18 protein-coding genes are annotated in these 19,553 nt (G+C 46.4%); 5 read left to right on the top strand and 13 right to left on the bottom strand.

Going from position 1 to position 19,553, the window contains the following annotated elements; translation table 11 throughout:
• Positions 1 to 285: 285 nt before the first annotated feature.
• Both ACLGGO_RS09815 and ACLGGO_RS09810 read left to right on the top strand, forming a co-directional pair.
• Positions 286 to 1,587 (top strand): acetylornithine/succinylornithine family transaminase, encoded by a 1,302-nt coding sequence (locus ACLGGO_RS09815; protein WP_446338751.1) that lies wholly within the window; start codon positions 286 to 288, stop codon positions 1,585 to 1,587.
• A gap of 161 nt (positions 1,588 to 1,748) precedes the next feature.
• Positions 1,749 to 2,675: a UPF0104 family protein gene (locus tag ACLGGO_RS09810; RefSeq protein ID WP_446419172.1), complete on the top strand. Its 927-nt coding sequence runs from the start codon at positions 1,749 to 1,751 to the stop codon at positions 2,673 to 2,675.
• A gap of 124 nt (positions 2,676 to 2,799) precedes the next feature.
• Here the strand turns inward: ACLGGO_RS09810 and ACLGGO_RS09805 are convergent, their stop codons facing one another.
• The 11 genes from ACLGGO_RS09805 to ACLGGO_RS09755 form a co-directional block, all read right to left on the bottom strand.
• Complete coding sequence (locus ACLGGO_RS09805; protein WP_446419171.1) at positions 2,800 to 3,807, bottom strand: glycosyltransferase family 2 protein; 1,008 nt, start codon at positions 3,805 to 3,807, stop codon at positions 2,800 to 2,802.
• A 261-nt stretch (positions 3,808 to 4,068) separates the two neighbouring features.
• Entirely contained in the window at positions 4,069 to 4,407 is a 339-nt protein-coding gene (locus ACLGGO_RS09800) for an SMR family transporter (protein WP_446338719.1), read from the bottom strand.
• A gap of 221 nt (positions 4,408 to 4,628) precedes the next feature.
• Positions 4,629 to 6,188, bottom strand: a complete 1,560-nt coding sequence (locus ACLGGO_RS09795; RefSeq protein ID WP_446419170.1) for a hypothetical protein — start codon at positions 6,186 to 6,188, stop codon at positions 4,629 to 4,631.
• Entirely contained in the window at positions 6,185 to 6,397 is a 213-nt protein-coding gene (locus ACLGGO_RS09790) for a hypothetical protein (protein WP_446419169.1), read from the bottom strand. Before ACLGGO_RS09790 ends, ACLGGO_RS09795 begins: the two co-directional genes overlap by 4 nt.
• Before the next feature lie 154 nt (positions 6,398 to 6,551).
• Positions 6,552 to 7,820 carry an NAD(P)/FAD-dependent oxidoreductase gene (locus tag ACLGGO_RS09785; protein ID WP_446419168.1) on the bottom strand — a complete coding sequence of 423 codons (1,269 nt, stop codon included), beginning with the start codon at positions 7,818 to 7,820 and terminating at the stop codon, positions 6,552 to 6,554.
• Positions 7,817 to 8,113, bottom strand: a complete 297-nt coding sequence (locus ACLGGO_RS09780) for a hypothetical protein (RefSeq protein WP_446419167.1) — start codon at positions 8,111 to 8,113, stop codon at positions 7,817 to 7,819. Before ACLGGO_RS09780 ends, ACLGGO_RS09785 begins: the two co-directional genes overlap by 4 nt.
• Positions 8,113 to 9,582 carry an MBOAT family O-acyltransferase gene (locus ACLGGO_RS09775; protein WP_446419166.1) on the bottom strand — a complete coding sequence of 490 codons (1,470 nt, stop codon included), beginning with the start codon at positions 9,580 to 9,582 and terminating at the stop codon, positions 8,113 to 8,115. Before ACLGGO_RS09775 ends, ACLGGO_RS09780 begins: the two co-directional genes overlap by 1 nt.
• 59 nt (positions 9,583 to 9,641) lie before the next feature.
• A complete protein-coding gene (locus ACLGGO_RS09770; protein ID WP_446419165.1) occupies positions 9,642 to 9,857 on the bottom strand; it encodes a hypothetical protein in 216 nt (71 codons plus the stop codon).
• Between the two features lie 9 nt (positions 9,858 to 9,866).
• Positions 9,867 to 10,304, bottom strand: coding sequence for an acyl carrier protein (locus tag ACLGGO_RS09765; protein ID WP_446419164.1), 438 nt, complete (start codon positions 10,302 to 10,304; stop codon positions 9,867 to 9,869).
• A complete protein-coding gene (locus tag ACLGGO_RS09760; RefSeq protein ID WP_446419163.1) occupies positions 10,273 to 12,081 on the bottom strand; it encodes an acyl-CoA dehydrogenase in 1,809 nt (602 codons plus the stop codon). The genes ACLGGO_RS09765 and ACLGGO_RS09760 overlap by 32 nt, the downstream gene beginning before the upstream one ends.
• A 134-nt stretch (positions 12,082 to 12,215) precedes the next feature.
• Entirely contained in the window at positions 12,216 to 14,057 is a 1,842-nt protein-coding gene (locus ACLGGO_RS09755) for a fatty acyl-AMP ligase (protein ID WP_446419162.1), read from the bottom strand.
• Positions 14,058 to 14,379: 322 nt separating this feature from the next.
• On the opposite strand from ACLGGO_RS09755, the gene ACLGGO_RS09750 reads away from it, so the two are divergent.
• The 3 genes from ACLGGO_RS09750 to ACLGGO_RS09740 all read left to right on the top strand — a co-directional run bounded on the left by ACLGGO_RS09750 (position 14,380) and on the right by ACLGGO_RS09740 (position 17,398).
• Complete coding sequence (locus ACLGGO_RS09750) at positions 14,380 to 15,486, top strand: tocopherol cyclase family protein (protein ID WP_446419161.1); 1,107 nt, start codon at positions 14,380 to 14,382, stop codon at positions 15,484 to 15,486.
• 302 nt (positions 15,487 to 15,788) lie between these two features.
• Entirely contained in the window at positions 15,789 to 16,409 is a 621-nt protein-coding gene (locus ACLGGO_RS09745) for an LAGLIDADG endonuclease (RefSeq protein WP_446419160.1), read from the top strand.
• A 374-nt stretch (positions 16,410 to 16,783) separates the two neighbouring features.
• Positions 16,784 to 17,398 (top strand): YdcF family protein, encoded by a 615-nt coding sequence (locus tag ACLGGO_RS09740; RefSeq protein WP_446419159.1) that lies wholly within the window; start codon positions 16,784 to 16,786, stop codon positions 17,396 to 17,398.
• Positions 17,399 to 17,471: 73 nt separating this feature from the next.
• Here the strand turns inward: ACLGGO_RS09740 and ACLGGO_RS09735 are convergent, their stop codons facing one another.
• Together ACLGGO_RS09735 and ACLGGO_RS09730 are read right to left on the bottom strand one after the other, a co-directional pair.
• Positions 17,472 to 17,765 carry a DUF2288 domain-containing protein gene (locus ACLGGO_RS09735; protein WP_446419158.1) on the bottom strand — a complete coding sequence of 98 codons (294 nt, stop codon included), beginning with the start codon at positions 17,763 to 17,765 and terminating at the stop codon, positions 17,472 to 17,474.
• 59 nt (positions 17,766 to 17,824) lie between these two features.
• On the bottom strand, positions 17,825 to 19,438 hold the full coding sequence (locus tag ACLGGO_RS09730) for a B12-binding domain-containing radical SAM protein (RefSeq protein ID WP_446419157.1): 1,614 nt from the start codon (positions 19,436 to 19,438) through the stop codon (positions 17,825 to 17,827).
• Positions 19,439 to 19,553 lie beyond the last annotated feature (115 nt).

Here is a 19,553-nt window from a genome sequence, read left to right as displayed (position 1 = left end):
AGCATAGGTGTATGGATTATAGCGGGAAATTCAATGGGCTATATACAGAATCTCATACAGGTCAGTGTTTTCCTCTCTACCGATCGGGTGAAAATAAGCTGAAGGGGATGGGGAAGCAAGGGGAGATGGGGGAGATGGGGAGACAAGGGAGTTAACTCAAAACTTCGGTAGGGGCGGGCGCGAGTCACATCAGGGCAGGAAAAAAACGATAATAGTGAAACCCGCCCCTACATTCGGAAAAACGTTCCCTGTTCCCTGAAAAATGACCAATCAAATTAGGAGATGATGTTTGTGACTAGACCAACTCTCGTCGAGAATCCCGGAATCCCTGCTGAATCAGCAGATGGTGTATCTACTGCATACAATCCCAACGATTTCGATACTAACGTGATGGGAACATATAGTCGCTTCCCCATCGCCCTAGAACGGGGTACGGGTTGCCGGGTTTGGGATACAGCCGGACGTGATTATCTCGATTTTGTAGCTGGGATCGCTACCTGTACCTTGGGTCACGCCCATCCGGCTCTCATCGAAACGGTGACGCAACAAATCAAAACCCTGCACCATGTTTCTAATCTGTACTATATTCCCCCCCAAGGAGACTTAGCTCGGTGGATGATTGAGCATTCCTGTGCCGATCGCGTCTTTTTCTGTAACTCGGGTGCGGAGGCGAATGAAGGGGCAATTAAATTGGCTCGGAAATACGCCCACACGGTTCTAGAGATTGAGAAACCGATAATTTTGACAGCGAATGCCAGTTTCCATGGACGCACGTTAGCGACGATTACAGCAACGGGTCAGCCAAAGTATCAGAAGAATTTTGACCCCTTGGTGCCGGGATTCTATTATGTGCCGTATAACGATATCCGCGCCCTGGAAAATGCGATCACAGAATTGGATGAAGGGGATCAACGAGTAGCGGCGGTGATGCTGGAACCTCTGCAAGGAGAAGGGGGTGTGCGTCCAGGAGAGTTGGAGTACTTCCTGCGCTTGCGGAAAATCTGTGACGAGACGGGGATCTTGCTGATTTTAGATGAAGTACAAGTCGGTATGGGTCGCACGGGTAAGTACTGGGGATATGAGAATTTAGGGATTGAGCCAGATATTTTTACCAGCGCTAAGGGATTAGCTGGCGGTGTTCCAATTGGGGCGATGCTGTGTAAGCAATTCTGTAATGTGTTTCAACCTGGGGATCACGCGAGTACCTTTGGCGGGAATCCCTTGGCTTGTGCTACTGCATTAACTGTCGCTCAGACGTTGGAACGGGAAGATATTCTACAAAACGTTCAGCAACGGGGCGAACAGTTGCGGACTCGTTTAAGAGCGATCGCGATGAACTATCCCCATCTGATTGTTGAGGTGCGCGGTTGGGGACTGATTAATGGGATGGAGTTGAACGCGGATGTGGAACTTACGGCTGTGGATGTGGTGAAAGCGGCGATGGAACGAGGATTGCTGTTAGTACCCGCAGGTCCTAAGGTGGTGCGCTTTGTCCCGCCCTTGATCGTCTCGGCTGAGGAAGTAGACGCCGCCGCTACTATCGTTGAACAATCCATAGCTGCGTTAGCTGCTTCAATCAGTAAATAAAGTCAAAAGTCACGCATTTTTAGGGGCGGGTTTGACTATTATCGCTTCTTACCTCATCCAGATGTGACTCGCGCCCGCCCCAACCTTTTTCCAGACGTAGCCTGCTACGTCTTTACAATCAAATTTGGTATAAATTGGTATATCAAAAAATTGCCCAGCCCATGAAAAAAATCTGGTCGTCGATAAAACCCTACATTCGCTGGGTCATTCTGGGCGGGACGCTGTTTTTTATCGCCAAAGCTTTTAAAGATCATTGGCGAGATGTTGCTGGAATTCGCATTGATCCCCAGGGGTGGACAATGCTGGCGATCGCACTTTTGGTTACGCTTCTGGCACATACTTGGTCGGGTTGGGTTTGGACGTGGATTTTACAGGCTTTTAAGCAACCCATAGGAGTGCGTTGGGCGCTACAGGTTTACCTGAAAACTAATATCGCTAAATATTTACCTGGCAATGTGTGGCATTTCTATGGTCGAATTTCAGCGGTGAGGGGGGCGGGGGGATCAGTGGGTGCTGCTAGTATCAGTGTGTTACTCGAACCCCTGTTAATGGCAGCCGCGGCGTTAGCGATCGCGTTAATTAGTGGCGGATTGGGGTGGATTAACACGGCGTCTGATAGCCGGATGTGGGGTTTACAAATTTTGGGCTTAATCGTGGTGTTGTTGGGAGTTCATCCGCGAGTTCTCAATCCCATTGTTCAACGCTTAAGCCGTTCCAAGAAGGTTACAGATACGGGAGACTTCTACATTGAACGCTATCCCTTATTGCCATTGTTGGGTGAAATGGGCTTTTTGGGATTTCGGGGAACCGGATTTATATTTACTTTACTGGCGCTAGGATCAATTACTCCCAGTCAAATTCTGCCGTTACTGAGTGCATTTAGTTTCGCCTGGTTACTGGGATTAGTCGTACCTGGCGCACCGGGAGGTTTAGGTGTATTTGAAGCCACTGCGATCGCGCTTTTAGATCAGCAGTTGTCTGCTGTTCTCATCCTTACAGGGGTTGCCTTATTTCGCCTTGTTAGTATTTTGGCAGAACTCAGCGCAGCTGGACTAGCCCTTATCAGCGAACGTTTGTGGACTTCCTAGAATAGCAATCAATTGTAGGGGCGGGTTTTACCAATAACCTTTGGCTTTCAACTTATAACTTGACTAAACCCGCCCTCCTAGCGTCTCGGTTTAGCGACAGCCGTTAGTGGCGGGTAAGGAGTCATCATTCATAATTCCTCCCAACCACCTCCCGCACCCGATAGATTGGTCGCCCTTGGGATTCATGGTAGGTTCGCATTAACACTTCTGCCAATAGACCAAAGCTAAATAACTGGACGCCTGCTAATAACAGAACAACAGCTAAAATCAGCAAAGGTCGGTCACCAATACTCTGCCCAAAACCTAGTTTGAGTATCGTTAAATATAGCCCTAAAAACAATCCGACACCGAAGGAAAGCAAGCCGAATAGTCCAAAGACATGCATGGGGCGAGTGAGGAATTTTTTCATAAAAAATACGGTCAATAAATCCATCACCACACGAAACGTTCGCCCCAATCCATACTTACTTGTACCATAACGACGGGCATGATGTCGCACGGGAATTTCACTAATTCTGGCTCCCTCAATGTAAGCTAACGCTGGCAAGAATCGATGTAACTCGCCATAGAGATTCATATCCGCCACCAGTTCAGAACGGTAGGCTTTAAGGGAACACCCATAGTCATGTAATTTGACGCCAGTCACCTTTCCAATAAGCAAATTGGCAATTTTAGAGGGGAGGAGTCGAGTTAAAGCCGCATCTTGTCTTTCTTTGCGCCAACCACTGACTAAATCATACCCTTCTTCTATTTTGGCGAGTAAGGCGGGAATATCAGCCGGATCATTTTGTAAATCACCATCTATCATCACAATAACGCGACCTTGAGCATGTTTAAATCCGGCTGACATAGCGGCGGTTTGACCGTAATTTCGGCGGAGAATCACCGCTTTAAAGTCCGGGCGGCTGCGTGCTAACTCCAGGAGGAGTTCTGTGGAACCATCTTGGGAACCATCATCGACACAGACAATTTCGTAGGAAAGCTGATTGGCACTTAAACTGGTTGCTACAGCGTCAACTAGGTGCGGTATACTAGCAACTTCATTGTAAATAGGTACAACTACCGATAACGCCAGTGGATTTGATGAAAGGATTTTTGCTTGATAGGTCTCAAACGATAATGAATCCGTCATTTCTCAAGTCCTAGTTTTCCCAATTTAGCCTGAATTTTTGAATGATAGCATTTCTCCGACAGAATTTAACACAGATCATTTTTAGGAGCAAACTTCTGTTCATCTGGTTTTTCATAGCATCTTGGGCGTGGGGAATAGGTGTGGGCTGTAGAAAAAATTTCAGTAATTTTATTAATAGAATGATGTAAGCTTGCTGTGTAAGGGCAGCTTTATTTTTAGGGTCTATTAATAAATATCCTCTATCTTTTTACTTTAATCAGTTTAAGAAATTCTGCCAAAAGCGATCGCGCAAATTCCACTCAATATTAAACCAATGCCTACCCAGTGCGTATAGGAAACATGTTCTTTTAAAAGAATCGTTCCAGATAAAGTGGTTGCTGTAATGGTTAATCCAATAACTAAGGGATAAACCAAGGATAAATTAAGTTTACCCAAAACGAGCACATAAAATACTGTACTCACTGCATAAGCCGTAATACCTCCGAGTAGATAAAGATTTAGAGGATTCTGACCAGCTCCTAGTTTTAGAAGGCTTTGACCGAGCGAGTTTAAGGAGACGGATATCAAAATCAGAACGCTGAGAACCAGAGGATTGTTCATAACCAATTCTTATCGATATGGGAAAAAAAGAAACGATTGAGTGAGCTTTATTGATCAAGACGATGTAATTTGCCAGTCAATAGGCAATCCTCCGTTACGCTAACCCGCCGAATAAGCCGAGATTTTGACAAGGGGGAATGAGACTAGGTCTCAATAGTGATTTAGTATACCTTATTTAGTCTCCTAAGAACGGTTTAAACAGCAAGCCAACACCTCTCTCATCAGCCGACGTAACAGAACCATAGCGTCGTCCCAATCGCCAAAGTTACCACAACTATCCAAAAAATTAATAAAATTTGTGAAAGTTTTAATAATTCCGGATTCTCTGCGGCTTCTTTTCTCAAGTTAAATGGTAAAAAGGATATGTGATTAAAATGCTCTACAAATCCTTTTTGTTCCGGATTCATCTCGACACATCCTTCTGTGAAAGACCCATCTATCAAGCAAACAATATTATTCAAGCGTTGAGCTAGACGGGCATCAAAACGAGTTCCTGGCATTCCTACCTTTTTTTGATAAATTTCTAAGTTCATGGGCATTGCCACCGATGCTATTTGAGCCAGGATAGCAATTGCCAGGATTCCTCTCATCAACCAAGCCTTTAATTTCTTAGCCGATAGAAGATGCTGTATAAATAAAGCCAAAAGAGGGATGAGTAAGAGATGAACAGAGGTAACGTGATATCTGGCTGCCCAAGCATGATCCCCATGCCAGAAAACAAAACGACTGTAGGCAACTATATGTAGACCTAAATTTAAAACTCCAGTCACCAGATACCACTGCATAAATGGTGAAACTTTCCGCCACAGAAGAATACCGAGTGTTAAACACGGTAGAAGTAATGGGTCATAGATAAAAATGCTTTTTGCCGGTGATAGCAGGGAGCCGATAATCCCCTCAACTGGGTTATTGATTAAGGGATAATTCTCTGGTAAATCCGGTAAACCTACCCAAATTGGATCAGTACCTAACTGCTGCTTTTCCACCCTTTTGCCCGTAGCCAACAAGCTCCCGTAGCGGATATAATCGAAAATGCGCCCAAGTAATGTAAATGGAATGAAGCCGATGCTCCATAATCCTACCGTCTTCATCAGTTTGAGTAGGTCGCGGTTTTGATAAGCTAGACACCCGATTAGAAAAAGTGCTACCGTCAAAGCATGAATAATACTAGTAATTCGGATCAATACCGCACCACCTAAAGCCAGTCCACTAATGAAGACAAAGCCAGGACGTTTAGTTCGCACATAAGCTAAGGCACTGGCATAACCAATCATCGCCAGTAGCAACAGTTGATTATTATGCTGATGCACTTGAGCGTAATGTAAAACTGTCGTACCCAGCAAAAAGGTAAGACTGGTTAATCCGGCAATTCGTTCTTCAAAATCAAAAAGCCGGAGTAACCAGAAACAAGCAACTACAACCGCCACATTTAAGGGAATAAAAATTAAAACGTTAACCGTTAAATCCCGGACAGTTTTTGAGGGTAGATTAGGGAAAAATTTATGCAACTGGGTTCCTAACCAGTCACCCGGAAGCATAAGGAAAGACTGTCCCGGTTCGTAAGCGATGTAACGCCTTCCACCAGTTCCTATAACTCCAGCTTGAATATCTCCCCGCACCTTGAATTGATAATCTGGGGATACTTGTACTTCTTCAGTCCCCGTCCACCAGGCATGAGCCATCTGCAATCTGAGATCAGTATCGAGAACACCAAGCGTTCCTGAGTTGACGGCGGTAATCCATAGTAAGGAAATTAAAATTATTTTTGTTAAAATTTTCATGTAATATTACTTAGCATCAATTTTTGATTAACTATTAAATTTGGCGTTTGGCGATTGGCATTGCCGCCCCGATGACCACGACAGTAGGCAGCACTCTCTCTAGCCTCTGTGCGGCGCATACCGATAACCCTATCTAGCTGCTCTCCTAACAGGCGCTGCAACAATTGACGCATTGCTGCGACCTCATAGGTGTTATCACCGTCTGCCATGATGTAGATGTTCTTTTGTTTCAAATTTCCGCTACATAGCTTGAACTCACTTCATCTCCTACCGAGGTGTCCTTCCCCACAACTCACGTTGTCCAGTATCCCACCAGCAGAGCGACGTCAATTAATCCAGCTAGCAAAAAATTAACCGTCAAGCTCAACGATTAACAGTCCTTCGTCGGCGACGCTTCCAGAATAGCCTTGCCAATTGCCGTTTCAGATTCACCAACCATTGACCCACCCAATGCCGCAATACCCATAAGCGATGGCGCAGGGTGGGCAATCGCTGAAGATAGACTAATTGTCTAATAATACCAGCCAAACGACCGCTTATCTTCAGGGCAAAACTGGAAACTACCGCCTCCCCTTTTCCCAAGGTCAACATTTCTCCTAAATGTAAATAGCGGAACGGCTTTAAACGTTTACCCCTAACCGCCCGATACAGGTTTTTGGCTGCACAATCCGCTTGTTGGTAAGCTACTTGTGCGGTTTTGGGGAGTTGACCTGGATAATCTGGGATTTCTGCCATATCCCCTAGGGCGAGGACTTCTGGATAGCCGACAACCTGTAAAGTAGGGTGGGTGAGTATCTTACCTTGAGGATTCTGCTGACAAGGAAGATGGCGTACCCATTCAATGGAACGAGTTCCCACTGTCCATAACACCAGATCAACGGGCATAATGGTTTTTCCGTTCGGATTAATTAGAGTAATTTGATCCGCTTCAATCACCTCTACGCTGGTTTCAAACTCCATTTGTACCCGACGGGCACTTAAGGCGCGATAGGCGGATTTCTGACTGTAAGGGGTAAAGGTTTTCAGCAATTGCTGACCCCGTTCAATCAGTCGTACTTGTCCCCGTTCCTGCAAGCGATCGCTCAGTTTACAAGCTAACTCTACACCACTCGGTCCTGCACCGATCACGGCGATGCGAATTTGCGGCAAATTCGACTGTTCCAACTGGTTAAGCTGTTGGTTGAGGCGTTCCGCATCAGTAACGGTGCGGAAGGGATAAGCATACGTCGCTGCACCCGGTACGCCCTCCAAGCGCATCTCGGCACCAACGGTTAATACTAAATAGTCATAATTTACGATTCTGAGATTTTGCCCTAATTCTGATAGGGTTTCTAATTGCAGCTTAACTTGGCGTTTTTCTAGATCGAGAGCCTGAATATTTCCTTGACAAAAGTCTATCGTTGTGTTGTCTATTAAGTTTTGGTAACGGGGTGCAATTTCCCAGGCTTGCAGTTCCTCGGTAACCCGTTCATAGAGTAAGGGCGTAAACACCAGATGATCTTTGCGATCAATTAATGTAATTTTATACTTTGGTGATTTAAACAGGCGAAACCGTTGCAGGTATAAGGCGGTATAAAGTCCACCAAAACCCCCGCCTAGAATACAGATGTGAATAGATGGTTCATGGTTCATTGTTCATTCCTAAAGTCTAGTTTAGGAATTTCCCTGTCTTCAGGGAGGTTCAGCACTAGAATCCCCAGTTTCTGTTCCATCAACTCGGAGTTTATCCTATAGTGCGCCCCTGAACCCCCAGTAATCAATAAACGTCGCGGCGCTTCCACCTTCTCGGCTAACGCGATTTTGTCTTCGTACATCATGCGTAGCCAGCTCAACTCTCCACCATAGCGGGCGTTGTAAATATAACCTATTGTCCACGCGATCGCAGCAACCGCAATCCAACTGGTCAGTTTTAATGATTTCCACATCAGAATTCAAAGTAAATAAACTCAGACGGCTGATTCGCCGCGAATAAGATGGTTAATCCTAGTAAAACCCGCGATACCCAAGGCAATAGTAACAATTCATATTCAAACTTACGTTTCTGCCAAACGGCGAGATGTTCCATAAATAACACACCATTTGCTAGCAAGAGTGTGACAATTAATACAGCGCCTTCGTTGAGACTATAGGAACTCAAGAATTCGCCTAAATTTGATAAAGAATACGCCCATGGGGTAATAATCGTTCGTAACTTTGAGAGTAATCGTAGAATATCCGTTTCCATAAAGAACAGACACCCCAGCGTCACGGCTCCAAAGGTTAGCGCCCAAGAGATAAACTGAAAACGGGACACCTGCTTTCCTTTTCCGATCAAGCGTTGAAAAGGTCTCCCTGTATATCGCAATAGCAGCAGTAACGCTCCATGATAAGCGCCCCAAATAATAAAATTCCACGCCGCACCGTGCCAGAACCCTGATAGGGTAAAGGTGATGAATAAAAAGAAGGCGGCTAATTGTTTTTTAGAACCCATTAGGGGTAGAAACACATAGTCGCGAAACCAGTTATTCAGGGTAATGTGCCATCGCCGCCAAAATTCCTGGATACTGACGGAGGTATAGGGAGCCAGGAAGTTCACGGTTAGTTGAACTCCCAATATTCTCGCCACACCCAGCGCCATGAAACTATAGCCGGCAAAATCAAAGTAGATTCGCAGGGTAAATAAGTAAGCAAAGAACCAAACAATCCAGGGATTGGCGGTTTCTTGTAAGTTAATGTAGGGGGCGATATTATCGGCTAGCACCAACTTCATAAAGAAGCCCAAAGATAGCCATCGTAATCCTAACTCAAGATTTTCTGCTGTGAATTTAAAGCGAAACCCTTGAATTTGGGGTAATAAGTCAGCCCGTCGTTCAATCGGTCCAGCGACAATCTGCGGAAAGAAGGCAATAAAGTTAATGTAATCCAGAAAAGCGATGGGTTTTTTATATTTAGGTCTGAGCGAATCGACCACAAATGCCACCATCTGGAAGGTGTAGAACGAAACCCCAGGAGGAATCTGTTGAAAAATGGGCAAGGGAAAGTTTTGTTCCCAATTGTTCCTGAATCCCGGTACAACAATGCCAAATACATCTTCGGCAAAAAATGTCAAGTATTTTAGGTAGGCGAGGATAGCGATGTCCGTGATAATCACAATCGCGGCAATTAACTTGGCACCATTTCCACGACGCTGGAGCATCAGCCGTACCATGAAGTAGTTGAACACTACTTCAACAATAAAGATGGCGAAACTAGAGCGACTGGCATTCAAAAACAACATCAGTGACATCACCGCCAAACCGATGGTGTCAAAGTTGTCTCGCCACAGCTTCAGTGATTTGCCAACATAGCGAATGGCAAAGAAAGGAATGGCGTAAAGCAGTAGCACCCACCAGAAGGAAAAGTCAGAAAAATTCAATTAACAGCTTCCTCCTTTTTTGTCATTTGTCATACTCGCTTCGCGAGAAGCAAGCTACGTCATTCGTCATTTGTTAGGGAACAGGGAACAGAGAACAGGGAATAGGCAATGGGCAATGGGCAATAGGCAATGGGCAATGGGCAATAGGTAAGGTAGATTTTTGAGTTAACTTCCCCTGCTCCCTCTGCTCCCTCTGCTCCCTCTGCTCCCTCTGCTCCCTCTGCTCCCCCTGCTCCCTCTGCTCCCCCTGCTCCCCCTGCTCCCAGACGTGCCATGGCACGTCTCTACCCTCCCAATCCTTTCCAAAATCCACCCCAGCCTTTGCCGGATTTTTCGGATGCTTCGGGTTCCACTTCTTTATTATCCGAGGGGGCTACGGGTTCGGCGTTGTTTAATGCAGCCGAGACATCGAATTCTGCGACTAGGTATTGAGCCGATTTCTCAATCGTTGGATAATCCCAGAACAATGTCGAAGGTAATTCCACCTCTAACCAATCTTCGAGTTCACCGACAATGGTTACCGCATCAATGGAATCAAGCCCATAGCGGGTTAAAGGTTCGGTGACATCAATGTTTTTGGCATCTAGGGATAGTTGTTCTACCAGTTGATTCACCATCCAATTTTGAATCGCTTGGACAGAATCAACGGGCTGATTCTTGGTTTCTACGTCACTTTGAACCATAACGTCATTAGGCTTGGAGTTGGAGTTGTGCACTTGCATGGGGTTTTTCCTCTTGTGTTTCAGTGTGGGCTAGTTGAATGGGTACAATGGAAAACATTTTGTTTTCCTGATGCAGCTTCAGCAGTTCTTGAGCAACATTTTCACTGTACGCTTTCGGGACAATATTGGGCAGCGATCGCCAGGGGCGTAAGCGGCGATAAAGTCCTAATACTAACCATTCTCCCTTGCTAAAGAACTCACCCAAGATTTTCCGGTTGTAAATCCAGGTGTGAACCGATGCGGCGGCGGCGTGTAAGTCGCAGTATTTTTTCGCCAGTTCAAATAATTCGGGATCTTGATCATGACCATGTTCAAATCCGGAGTTGGCAATGCGTTCATCAAAGGCGTCGAGTTCTTCTAGAACAATGGTAGTTAAGCTGATAATTTTTTCCAGTACGTCGGCGTCAACATCCGCTTCTGTCTTCAGCGCCTGGAGTTGTTCCAGGGCAATTTCTAGCCCTTGCAGCACATCGTCAGCCCCCCGACCAAATAATTCCAGCTTCTCTGGCTCAAATGGCGGGACGGATTTTTCTAGGGAGAAAATTGCATCCAGACGGGATTGGATACCCTCCATAGTCTTCTGCTTGCGTCTGGAGCGATATTTGGCGATTGGGCGAAACTGGAGAATTAGGGCATGAAGGTTAACCACGCTGCTGCCATCAAACATACTGATAATCGAATTATCCCGCAGCAGTTTCTGGAAAATGCCCCAATCATGCTCATCGCGCATATAGAAACGGGAACCGAGGACGACGTAAACACTGTTAATCACCTCTTCTAGTTTGATGGTGACAAAGTATTTAACCACCGTCGCCCAGACGGAAAATTGTTCGGGGATAAGATGAAACCCTCTCGCGGCACCAATGGTTTCACAATCACAAACCAACATATCGATGAACGCATCGACTAAGGTTTGCCGAGGTTGAGGGATATCAAAAACAGTTTTGTTATAAACAACCCGGTTAATGGCAAAGTTTAGCGTGGTTCTCAGGGCGGTATCAGCAGCACCGTGAGAGAAGGCGGCGCACAACATGCGGGTGATTTGGAAGCCCTTGAGTGCAAGTTCTAAACCCGAACCTTCGTCTTTTAAGCGTATCCCTTCGGGAATAAAGCAATCCTTAAACCCAATCCCACTCATATCTGAGGCGCGAATACCATGGGTGAGGATTTTGGGCAGGTTGTAGTAGCTAGAGGGGTCAAGTTGACGTTTGTCAACCATAAATAAGGAGAGACAACGAGCGCCTTCTTCTTCACTGGTTTTGGCTAAAACAAACGATACCCCGGAACGGGTAGCGCGGTTAATGGGCCACTTTTCCCCATTCAGGAGATACCCTCCCTCAACTTTTTTGGCAGTCACATCGCCACCAATCAAGTCACTCCCATGGGCTCGTTCGGAATAGGCAAGACACATCGTCCCCTTTTCCTCGCGGATAAACTGGGAAAGTTTCTTTTTCTGGGCATCTGTACCCGCCATCCAGGTGAGGAATGACCAGAACATGGTGGTAAATGCGATCGCGATCGTTTGGTCTCGCCGCGACATTACCCGCACAAAGGCGACGAATTCCTCAAAGGAGGTAAATTTACCGCCACATTTTTCGGGGACGTAGTAATCTTGAAGTCTCCAGTTATAAAGCCAATCCACTTCAGCTTCAGGAAATTCTTCGCTCTCATCCAGTTCCATCACCCGTTTGAAGGACATCGTACTCTCTGGATGAGCCGGATCTCCTAAATCCCGTTCTAGCGCTTGTGCTATTTGATACTGTTTCAGTTGATGCATTTCTTTGTACCCTCTTTGTTTTTTCGTAGGGGCGGGTTTTACGATTATCCTTACTTGTCACCCTGATGTTCCTAAACCCGCCCCGATATGGTGGAATAAATCTTTAACCAATCACCAATCCCCAATCACCAACCCTAAGACTTGGGAACTTGTAATTGCTGCACCAAAGCATCGACTTCTCCCTGGAGGGTGCGGAACTTACTCCTGAGTTTCGGATTTTCACTCCAATCCGCGATCACACCCAGTTCTCCATTCAAGAACTTAGTTCTCGCCGCAAGGCGCTGAATTTTGCCACTTGAGGTTTTCTCAATTGTTCCCGGTTGAACTAGGACAACCGCATAAGCTGGGATTTCATGTTCCTCGGCTACAGCTTGACGAATATCCGTAATTACTTCCTCAAAGTTGACATCTTGAGTCCGACGTTCAACCTCCTGTAGCACAATCAACCGTTCCTCACCGCCAGCCTCGATGGAAAAGGCGGCGCCATAATCAGGACGCAAGGCGGAGTGAACCTGCTGGACTGTCCATTCAATATCTTGAGGATAATGATTAGTACCTCGGATAATAATCAGGTCTTTAATCCGACCGGTAATAAATAGTTCACCGTCCCGCAAAAATCCTAAATCCCCGGTTCGTAAGAACGGACCTTCGTCGGTATCTGTCAGGTAAGCCTGAAATGTTTCCTTTGTCGCATCCGGACGTTGCCAGTACCCTTTCGCCACACTGGGGTCTTTCACCCAAATTTCCCCTACTTGATCACGGTCACATTGTGTCAATGTATCAGGATTAGCGATAACGACTTGAGTATCACAAACCAGACGCCCACAACTGGGTAACATCCTTACCCCTTCTTGGGGGCTGGATACGGGAACAATCCGATTTTTTTCTAAAGCAGACGCATCAAGGATACAAAGAACCGGCGGGGTGAGCAATGGCTTACTGGATACCAGCAGGGTATCTTCTGCTAGTCCATAAGCAGGGGCAAAGGCATTCCAACGGAACCCACATTGTTCAAAGGTTTCAAAGAAAGACTGCATCACTTTGGGGTTAATCGGTTCCGCCGCATTTCCCGCCGCTTGCCAACTGCTCAAATCCAGTTTTGCTAGTTGTTTGGGTTTTGCCCGCCGCACACACAAATCGTAAGCAAAGTTAGGCGCTTGGCTATGAGTTGCCCGATAATGGGTAATTGCCCCTAACCATCGCATCGGTTGCTTAATAAAGGAAAAGGGCGACATTACATAACAGGGCGTCCCGTTATAGAGGGGTTGAACCATGCCTTGGACTAACCCGTAATCGTGGAAGTAAGGCATCCAAGTCACGGTGGCGCTATCTGCATCGTAACCGCAGGCTTGATTAAGATAGCCGGAATGGAACATCAGGTTATGGTGAGATAGCATTACCCCCTTGGGTGTGGAGGTAGACCCTGATGTGTACTGGAGATACGCTAGATCATCCCGACTTGCTTGTGGATCTTGCCATGCTTCAGCCAGATTGAGATCGACCTGTTCAGTATCCAGCCACTGCATTTGGTCGAATTCGGGAAACTCCTCCCGTCCATTCTCCAGCAGAGAAAGAATTCGACCTGTGGTTAAACAAATAGAGGCTTGGGCATCTTGAACAATAGAGCGCAGTCTGGGTAACGTGCGCTTCATTCGTCCCCCATCCGGAGGCGGGACAGGGATCGCAATTATCCCCCCATATAAACAGCCACAAAAGGCAGCAATCACCTCTAATCCTTGGGGATAGAGGAGTAAAGCACGTTCACCTCTAGCACTATGCTGTTGCAGCCAAGCCCCAATCGCCCGGGCTAAACGGTCAAGGTCTGCATAAGTGAGTTCGGGTCCTTCTGGCTTGCCATCAATGAGAAACTTATAGGCTAACTTGTCTGGGTGCTGCAGCGCCCTCCAACGTAGCAGTTCCGTAAGTGTAGAAAATTCAGCTAGGGAATTTGTCGAACTAGCAGGGTTTTGAACCATTTTTAATAACGTTGTCTAAGGAGTTGGCTTGGGCTAACTTTAGGATGTTGCAGCCGCGATCGCTCCATTCTTAGTCGGCGTTTGATTCGCCACCTTAGCTGGGCTACCTGATCCTCACGAACACTTAACTAATCTTAAAAATTGATAACCAAACGTGACATAATTATTATCCTCCCAGTGCTTTACATAATTATGGCGTAATATTTATGAATGATACTGATCCTCTATAAAGTTTTGGTAAAGTTTTAGCCCGCCCTCGGTTCCATAATTTGTATCCAGGTTCGCCCTTGATTATCTTGTTGGGATTGTTAAACCATAAAGAATGAACCAATTCGCCAATCTCCTGCAAACCCCCCATAGCGGTTATCACTGGGATGGAAGTAGTTCTCGCTTCTTTGAAGGGTGGTACTATCGAGTCACCTTACCCGATTGGGGTCAGACCTTTGGCTTCATGTATTCCATTGAAGATCCCATCGGCGGTCAACCCCACACCGGTGGCGCCGCTCAAATTTTGGGTCCTGAGGATGGTTATCTGTGCCGTACTTTTCCAGATGTTGAGCAATTTTGGGCATCTCCCACATCCTTAGCCCTAGGACATTGGGGGAAAACAGACTTAGCAATTCCCGCCCAATATTTAGATCCCGCCACCTTTGACAATCATATCCACCAAGGGTATCAAGCCACCGCTACCTTGAATCAAGGTAAAATTAGTGATCCCGCCACGGGGGATTACTGCCATTGGCGCTATGAAATTCAACCCATCTATGGTTGGGCGAGTCGCGATGCACCTGAGCAATCAACAGCAGGCTGGTTATCGTCATTCCAGATATTTGAACCCGGTTGGCAGATTTTGATGGCTCACGGCTGGGCGACGGGTTGGATTGAGTGGAAGGGTCAACGCTACGAGTTTACCAATGCTCCCGCTTACGGCGAAAAAAACTGGGGACGTTCTTTTCCACAAAAGTGGTTTTGGCTCAATTGCAACAGCTTTGACAATGAACCTGACTTGGCGCTCACGGCGGGTGGGGGTAGGCGGGGAGTGCTGTGGTGGATGGAATCAGCGGCGTTAATTGGTATCCACTATCAAGGGCAATTTTATGAATTTGTCCCCTGGAATGCAGAAGTGCGCTGGCAAATTCAGCCTTGGGGAGACTGGCAAATGCAAGCCCGCAATGCTGAGTATGAGGTTGAGTTAATCAGTACGACAAATCAACCGGGTACTCTCCTGCGTGCCCCAACGGAACAGGGTTTAATCTTTATTTGCCGCGATACCATGCAGGGTAAGCTTACCCTGGAACTGCGATCGCGACGCGGGGGAACTGCTAAAACGATTCTCAAAGCCGATAGCTCTCTTTGCGGATTAGAAGTGGGTGGGGAACCTTGGGATGAGGCTTGGACAGCTCAGGCAAAATTGCCCTGGATTTCCTAGATTCCCGATTTTTTGCAGAAGTTGGGGATCAGGGAAGACTATGGAGAAACTATTGGGTATAATGGTTGAGTTGAAATGGGGCTGTGGCTCAGATGGATAGAGCAAGCGCCTCCTGAAAAATCGGGCACCGTCAGGGAAACCTAACGAGTGAATGTAGTCAAATTCAAGGAAGCCTAAGTCTGATAACAGATAAGGTAATCTTGAGCCAAGCCGATTAGTTGGAGTTTAAGTCAATCTGGCAAAACTCCAACCTTATAACTAATCGGAAGGTGCAGAGACTGGTTTAAGGAAGCCAATAAAAGATGGACTACAATGTCTCATCGAAAGTAGAGCAACGCGGGATTCTGGCTGGACTGTTATTAGGTGATGGAAAAAGAAATCAAAAAAACTTCTTTATCCAGACTTCATCTAAACATGAGGAGTATCTCTTATTTAAGAAAAAGCTTCTCGAACAAATAACCGGAAAACCAGTCAGTATCCGACGCTGGAGTACAAGGAAGGGCTATAAGCAGATTCGCCTGGAACCCAAGTTGATTCCGCTGACGCGGGTCTTGGTTAAGAAGCTTTATCAAGCTGGAACGAAAACAATCACTCGGAAGTTCCTGAATCTCTTAACCCCCCAGGGAATAGCCATCTGGTTTATGGATGATGGTTCTAAGTCCTTCCCGAAAAAAGACGGAAAGGTTCATGCTTTGACGCTTAATCTCAATACTTATCTCTCGAAACCCCATAATGAGATCATTGTTTCTTATTTTGCAGAGGTTTGGGGATTTAAGTGGGGGCTGAGTAAAGGGAAAGGTCTTTATCGTCTGCGAATGGGAACGAAGGAAGGCAAACGATTTTTAGCTTTCATTCGTCCTTACATCCACGAAAGTATGCTCTATAAAGTACAAACGTCCTTAAACAGAACGGCTACCACCTAAAGGCGACAAGCCCAAGGTGAAGGAATAGTCCAGAGAGTGAGGAAACTCACACCAATCTGAAGCGCTAGGTCGCCGGTTCGAATCCGGCCAGTCCCGTGGTTAAGAGAATATCAGTAGACCGAAAAGTTTTCGGTTGAAATCGCTATGTCCCAGACGCGATGCAAGAAGCCTCTGGGGAGTGAGTGTCAAAATCTGTACGGACTAGCAGAGGGTTAGGGTGGAAAGTTTGGAAGGGATCGTTGAACTTTTCCAGTAATGGATTGCATTGCGGTTAACCGTACCTTTAGACTGGTAACTTGCGATGTCGAGGGCATTTTCAGGTTCCGCCCAAAAGAGCGTTCCTCCTTGATACCACCTGATTCATCTATTTATTCATGCTTTTGAGGATGTCTTTGCGTCAACGGCGACACTTGTTTTCGCGATCGCGGCGCTCTAAAGTTAGATTACTGCCCTGGTTGATGCCGATTTTGGCGGTTTCGCTATTGTGTGGCTATAAGCAAATTCAAAGTTATTTGATCCAGCCGGAAGCTATTTTGGTTTTAGGGGGAGAAGAAGAACGAGAACTCTTTGCGGCTGATTTCGCCCAGCAGCACCCCAATCTTCACATCTGGGTATCGTCGGGTAGTCCGTCTTGGTACACCGAAAAGGTATTCGCCAAAGCCGGAATTCCCCGCAACCTTCTCCATATTGATCGCCGTGCTACCGATACAGTAACCAACTTTACGACGTTGGTGGATGAGTTGAAAGCCCAAGGTATCGATGGTGTCTATTTGATTACGGCTGATGATCACATGCTGCGTGCGCGTGTAATTGGTGAAATTGTGTTTGGCAGTCGCGGGATCACGATTAAACCCGTCCCTGTGTCCTTAGGACGTGATCCGGAACCCATTGAGAAATCCCTGCGGGATGGTGCGAGAGCTTTATTATGGGTAACTACGGGATATACTGGAGCGACTTTGGGTCAGACATCCAATTTTCTCAAAAAATAGAACTTATAAGAGTAAAGACATTCTATGCAGCGTCTCTACATGACCGCTAATTGTAATGAAACCAAGCAACCTTTTAGGCGGCGAGTTCTTGGACTAAAACATAGGGCTGAACAATCAAAGCTTGAAACCGTTTGCTTTGATCGCTATTCCAATCGGCTAATTGATTGGGAAAAGGTTTGTGAAGCTGTTGGTTACTAATCCAAGACTGGACAGACAAGGTATCATCATTCGCGATCGCGACTCCAACATCAAGTATATCTAACTCTTGCGTCACCACGATCACAACATCTCGTTTAGCGTGAGGAACCAGCCAATCCCAGGCGGCTTCATCAACGGATTGAGCGAGTTCTGCTTTTAAATCTTGCATGACTTATCGAAGGACTTATGACAAAGGACGTAGCTTGCTTCTCGCGCAAGCGAGTATGACTAATGACGAATAGACATCGCCGCATCCAAATGTTTTAATAATGTACCTTGAGGTAAAGACCCTTGTAAATGACTCCAAGGCAGTATTTGCTCTGTTGACCAATTCTCATGGACATAAAAATCCAATTCTGGCAACTTTCCTTTTAACTGCTTGAGAGCCCGCCGAAAACTACCCACGGAATCGCCATAATGCCGTGTTAATTCTAACAACTCCGACAATCGGCGATCGCCTCTAGAGATTAGCGCCTGAATCACTGACCAATTATAGCTTTCTGGGCGAAAGTCAATCCCCTGCGATCGCAAGGCTTTCTGCAAATACTTCAACCGCTTCTGGGCGGCGGGATTCACGCCAAACCATTGAAAGGGTGTATGGGCTTTGGGAACAAAGGTACTGCATCCCAAAGTTAAGCGTAAACCTGGGGCGGCTTTTTTGATCGCCTGCATCATCGCTACTGTCTGTTCCACATCAGACATCTCTTCTCCGGGAATACCCACCATCCCATAAACTTTGAGTGCCTTTAATCCCCCAGCTTTAGCATTAATTGCCGCTTGAATAATCTCTTGATTATGCAATTTCTTATTAATAATTTGCCGTAATCGTTCCGAACCACTTTCCACAGCAATAGTAATCGATCGCGTGTCCCGTTTCGACAAAGTTTCCGCTAGTTTAGGTGTAACGGTATTGGTTCGCACTGAGGCAATACTTAAGCGGACATCATCATAGTCCGGTTTTGCCAGATAATCCAGCAACACCTCAAACTCTGGATGCTGAGTCACCGACGCCCCCAGTAAGCCAATGCGCTTAGTTACTGTCAATCCGCGTTCAATCGCTGGAATCAACGAATCAGTTGCACTTGGCGTGCGAAAGGGCAAAGTTAAATAACTCGCCAAACAGAAGCGGCACATTTCTGGGCAACTGCGTACCACTTCCACCATATAAATATTTTCCCAAGCGGCTTTTTCGGTAACAACGGTGGAGGCGGATAGAGTATTACCGCGATAGGTTTGCTTAGTTACGGTGGCCCGAATCTGGGAATCGACGGGTTGAATGGATGCGATCGCGCCTGTTTGCTCCTGATAGGTTACGGTATACAAACTGGGAACATATATCCCTGGAACTTGGGCTAATCGCCGCAATTTCTCGATTCTATTGGCTTGGCGAATTTCTTTATAAGCCTCAATAAAATCCCCTAATAGGGTTTCCCCATCCCCTAACAAAATCACATCAAAGAAATCAGCAAAGGGTTCAGGATTTGCGGTTAGTACGGGTCCGCCGCCAAACACCAGGGGATGCTGCTCATTCCGTTGTGCGGATCGTACCGGAATCTCTAAGGATTCTAGTAGGGACAAAATATTGACATAATCCAGTTCCCATGATAATGAAAAGCCGAGTAACTCTGGCTGTCTGGGCAAAGGTTCATGGCAATCGGTAAACAAGCGACTTACCTGGAGGTCAGATCGCTCGGCTAGGGTTGCCCAAACCACCTGATAGCCTAAGCTGGTAATCCCCACGGTGTAGTCATTGGGGAAGGCAAAGATGGTGGGGATAGCATCGGTTTGCGGGGGAGTCGGTGTAAAGAGTAAGCGTTCAGCGGCAAAGGCAGAAACAGTCACAAGCAGTATTTGAGGCAATTAGGTTTGTGCTTTCTATTTTGACACTCCCCCGCTTGAAAGACGGGGGATTCTTGAGCTAATCACAGCCCTTTCGAGTTACCCCTAATTAGGTCTT

The organism is Coleofasciculus sp. (genome assembly GCF_046565525.1).
Lineage (GTDB): Bacteria > Cyanobacteriota > Cyanobacteriia > Cyanobacteriales > Coleofasciculaceae > Coleofasciculus.
This window is presented reverse-complemented; position numbering and strand designations above follow the sequence as displayed.

Coding starts and splice junctions, on each gene's coding strand:
- ACLGGO_RS09815 (WP_446338751.1), top strand. CDS start 286: ATGTTTGTGACTAGACCAACTCTCGTCGAGAATCCCGGAATCCCTGCT.
- ACLGGO_RS09810 (WP_446419172.1), top strand. CDS start 1,749: ATGAAAAAAATCTGGTCGTCGATAAAACCCTACATTCGCTGGGTCATT.
- ACLGGO_RS09805 (WP_446419171.1), bottom strand. CDS start 3,807: ATGACGGATTCATTATCGTTTGAGACCTATCAAGCAAAAATCCTTTCA.
- ACLGGO_RS09800 (WP_446338719.1), bottom strand. CDS start 4,407: ATGAACAATCCTCTGGTTCTCAGCGTTCTGATTTTGATATCCGTCTCC.
- ACLGGO_RS09795 (WP_446419170.1), bottom strand. CDS start 6,188: ATGAAAATTTTAACAAAAATAATTTTAATTTCCTTACTATGGATTACC.
- ACLGGO_RS09790 (WP_446419169.1), bottom strand. CDS start 6,397: ATGGCAGACGGTGATAACACCTATGAGGTCGCAGCAATGCGTCAATTG.
- ACLGGO_RS09785 (WP_446419168.1), bottom strand. CDS start 7,820: ATGAACCATGAACCATCTATTCACATCTGTATTCTAGGCGGGGGTTTT.
- ACLGGO_RS09780 (WP_446419167.1), bottom strand. CDS start 8,113: ATGTGGAAATCATTAAAACTGACCAGTTGGATTGCGGTTGCTGCGATC.
- ACLGGO_RS09770 (WP_446419165.1), bottom strand. CDS start 9,857: ATGGCACGTCTGGGAGCAGGGGGAGCAGGGGGAGCAGAGGGAGCAGGG.
- ACLGGO_RS09765 (WP_446419164.1), bottom strand. CDS start 10,304: ATGCAAGTGCACAACTCCAACTCCAAGCCTAATGACGTTATGGTTCAA.
- ACLGGO_RS09760 (WP_446419163.1), bottom strand. CDS start 12,081: ATGCATCAACTGAAACAGTATCAAATAGCACAAGCGCTAGAACGGGAT.
- ACLGGO_RS09755 (WP_446419162.1), bottom strand. CDS start 14,057: ATGGTTCAAAACCCTGCTAGTTCGACAAATTCCCTAGCTGAATTTTCT.
- ACLGGO_RS09750 (WP_446419161.1), top strand. CDS start 14,380: ATGAACCAATTCGCCAATCTCCTGCAAACCCCCCATAGCGGTTATCAC.
- ACLGGO_RS09745 (WP_446419160.1), top strand. CDS start 15,789: ATGGACTACAATGTCTCATCGAAAGTAGAGCAACGCGGGATTCTGGCT.
- ACLGGO_RS09740 (WP_446419159.1), top strand. CDS start 16,784: ATGCTTTTGAGGATGTCTTTGCGTCAACGGCGACACTTGTTTTCGCGA.
- ACLGGO_RS09735 (WP_446419158.1), bottom strand. CDS start 17,765: ATGCAAGATTTAAAAGCAGAACTCGCTCAATCCGTTGATGAAGCCGCC.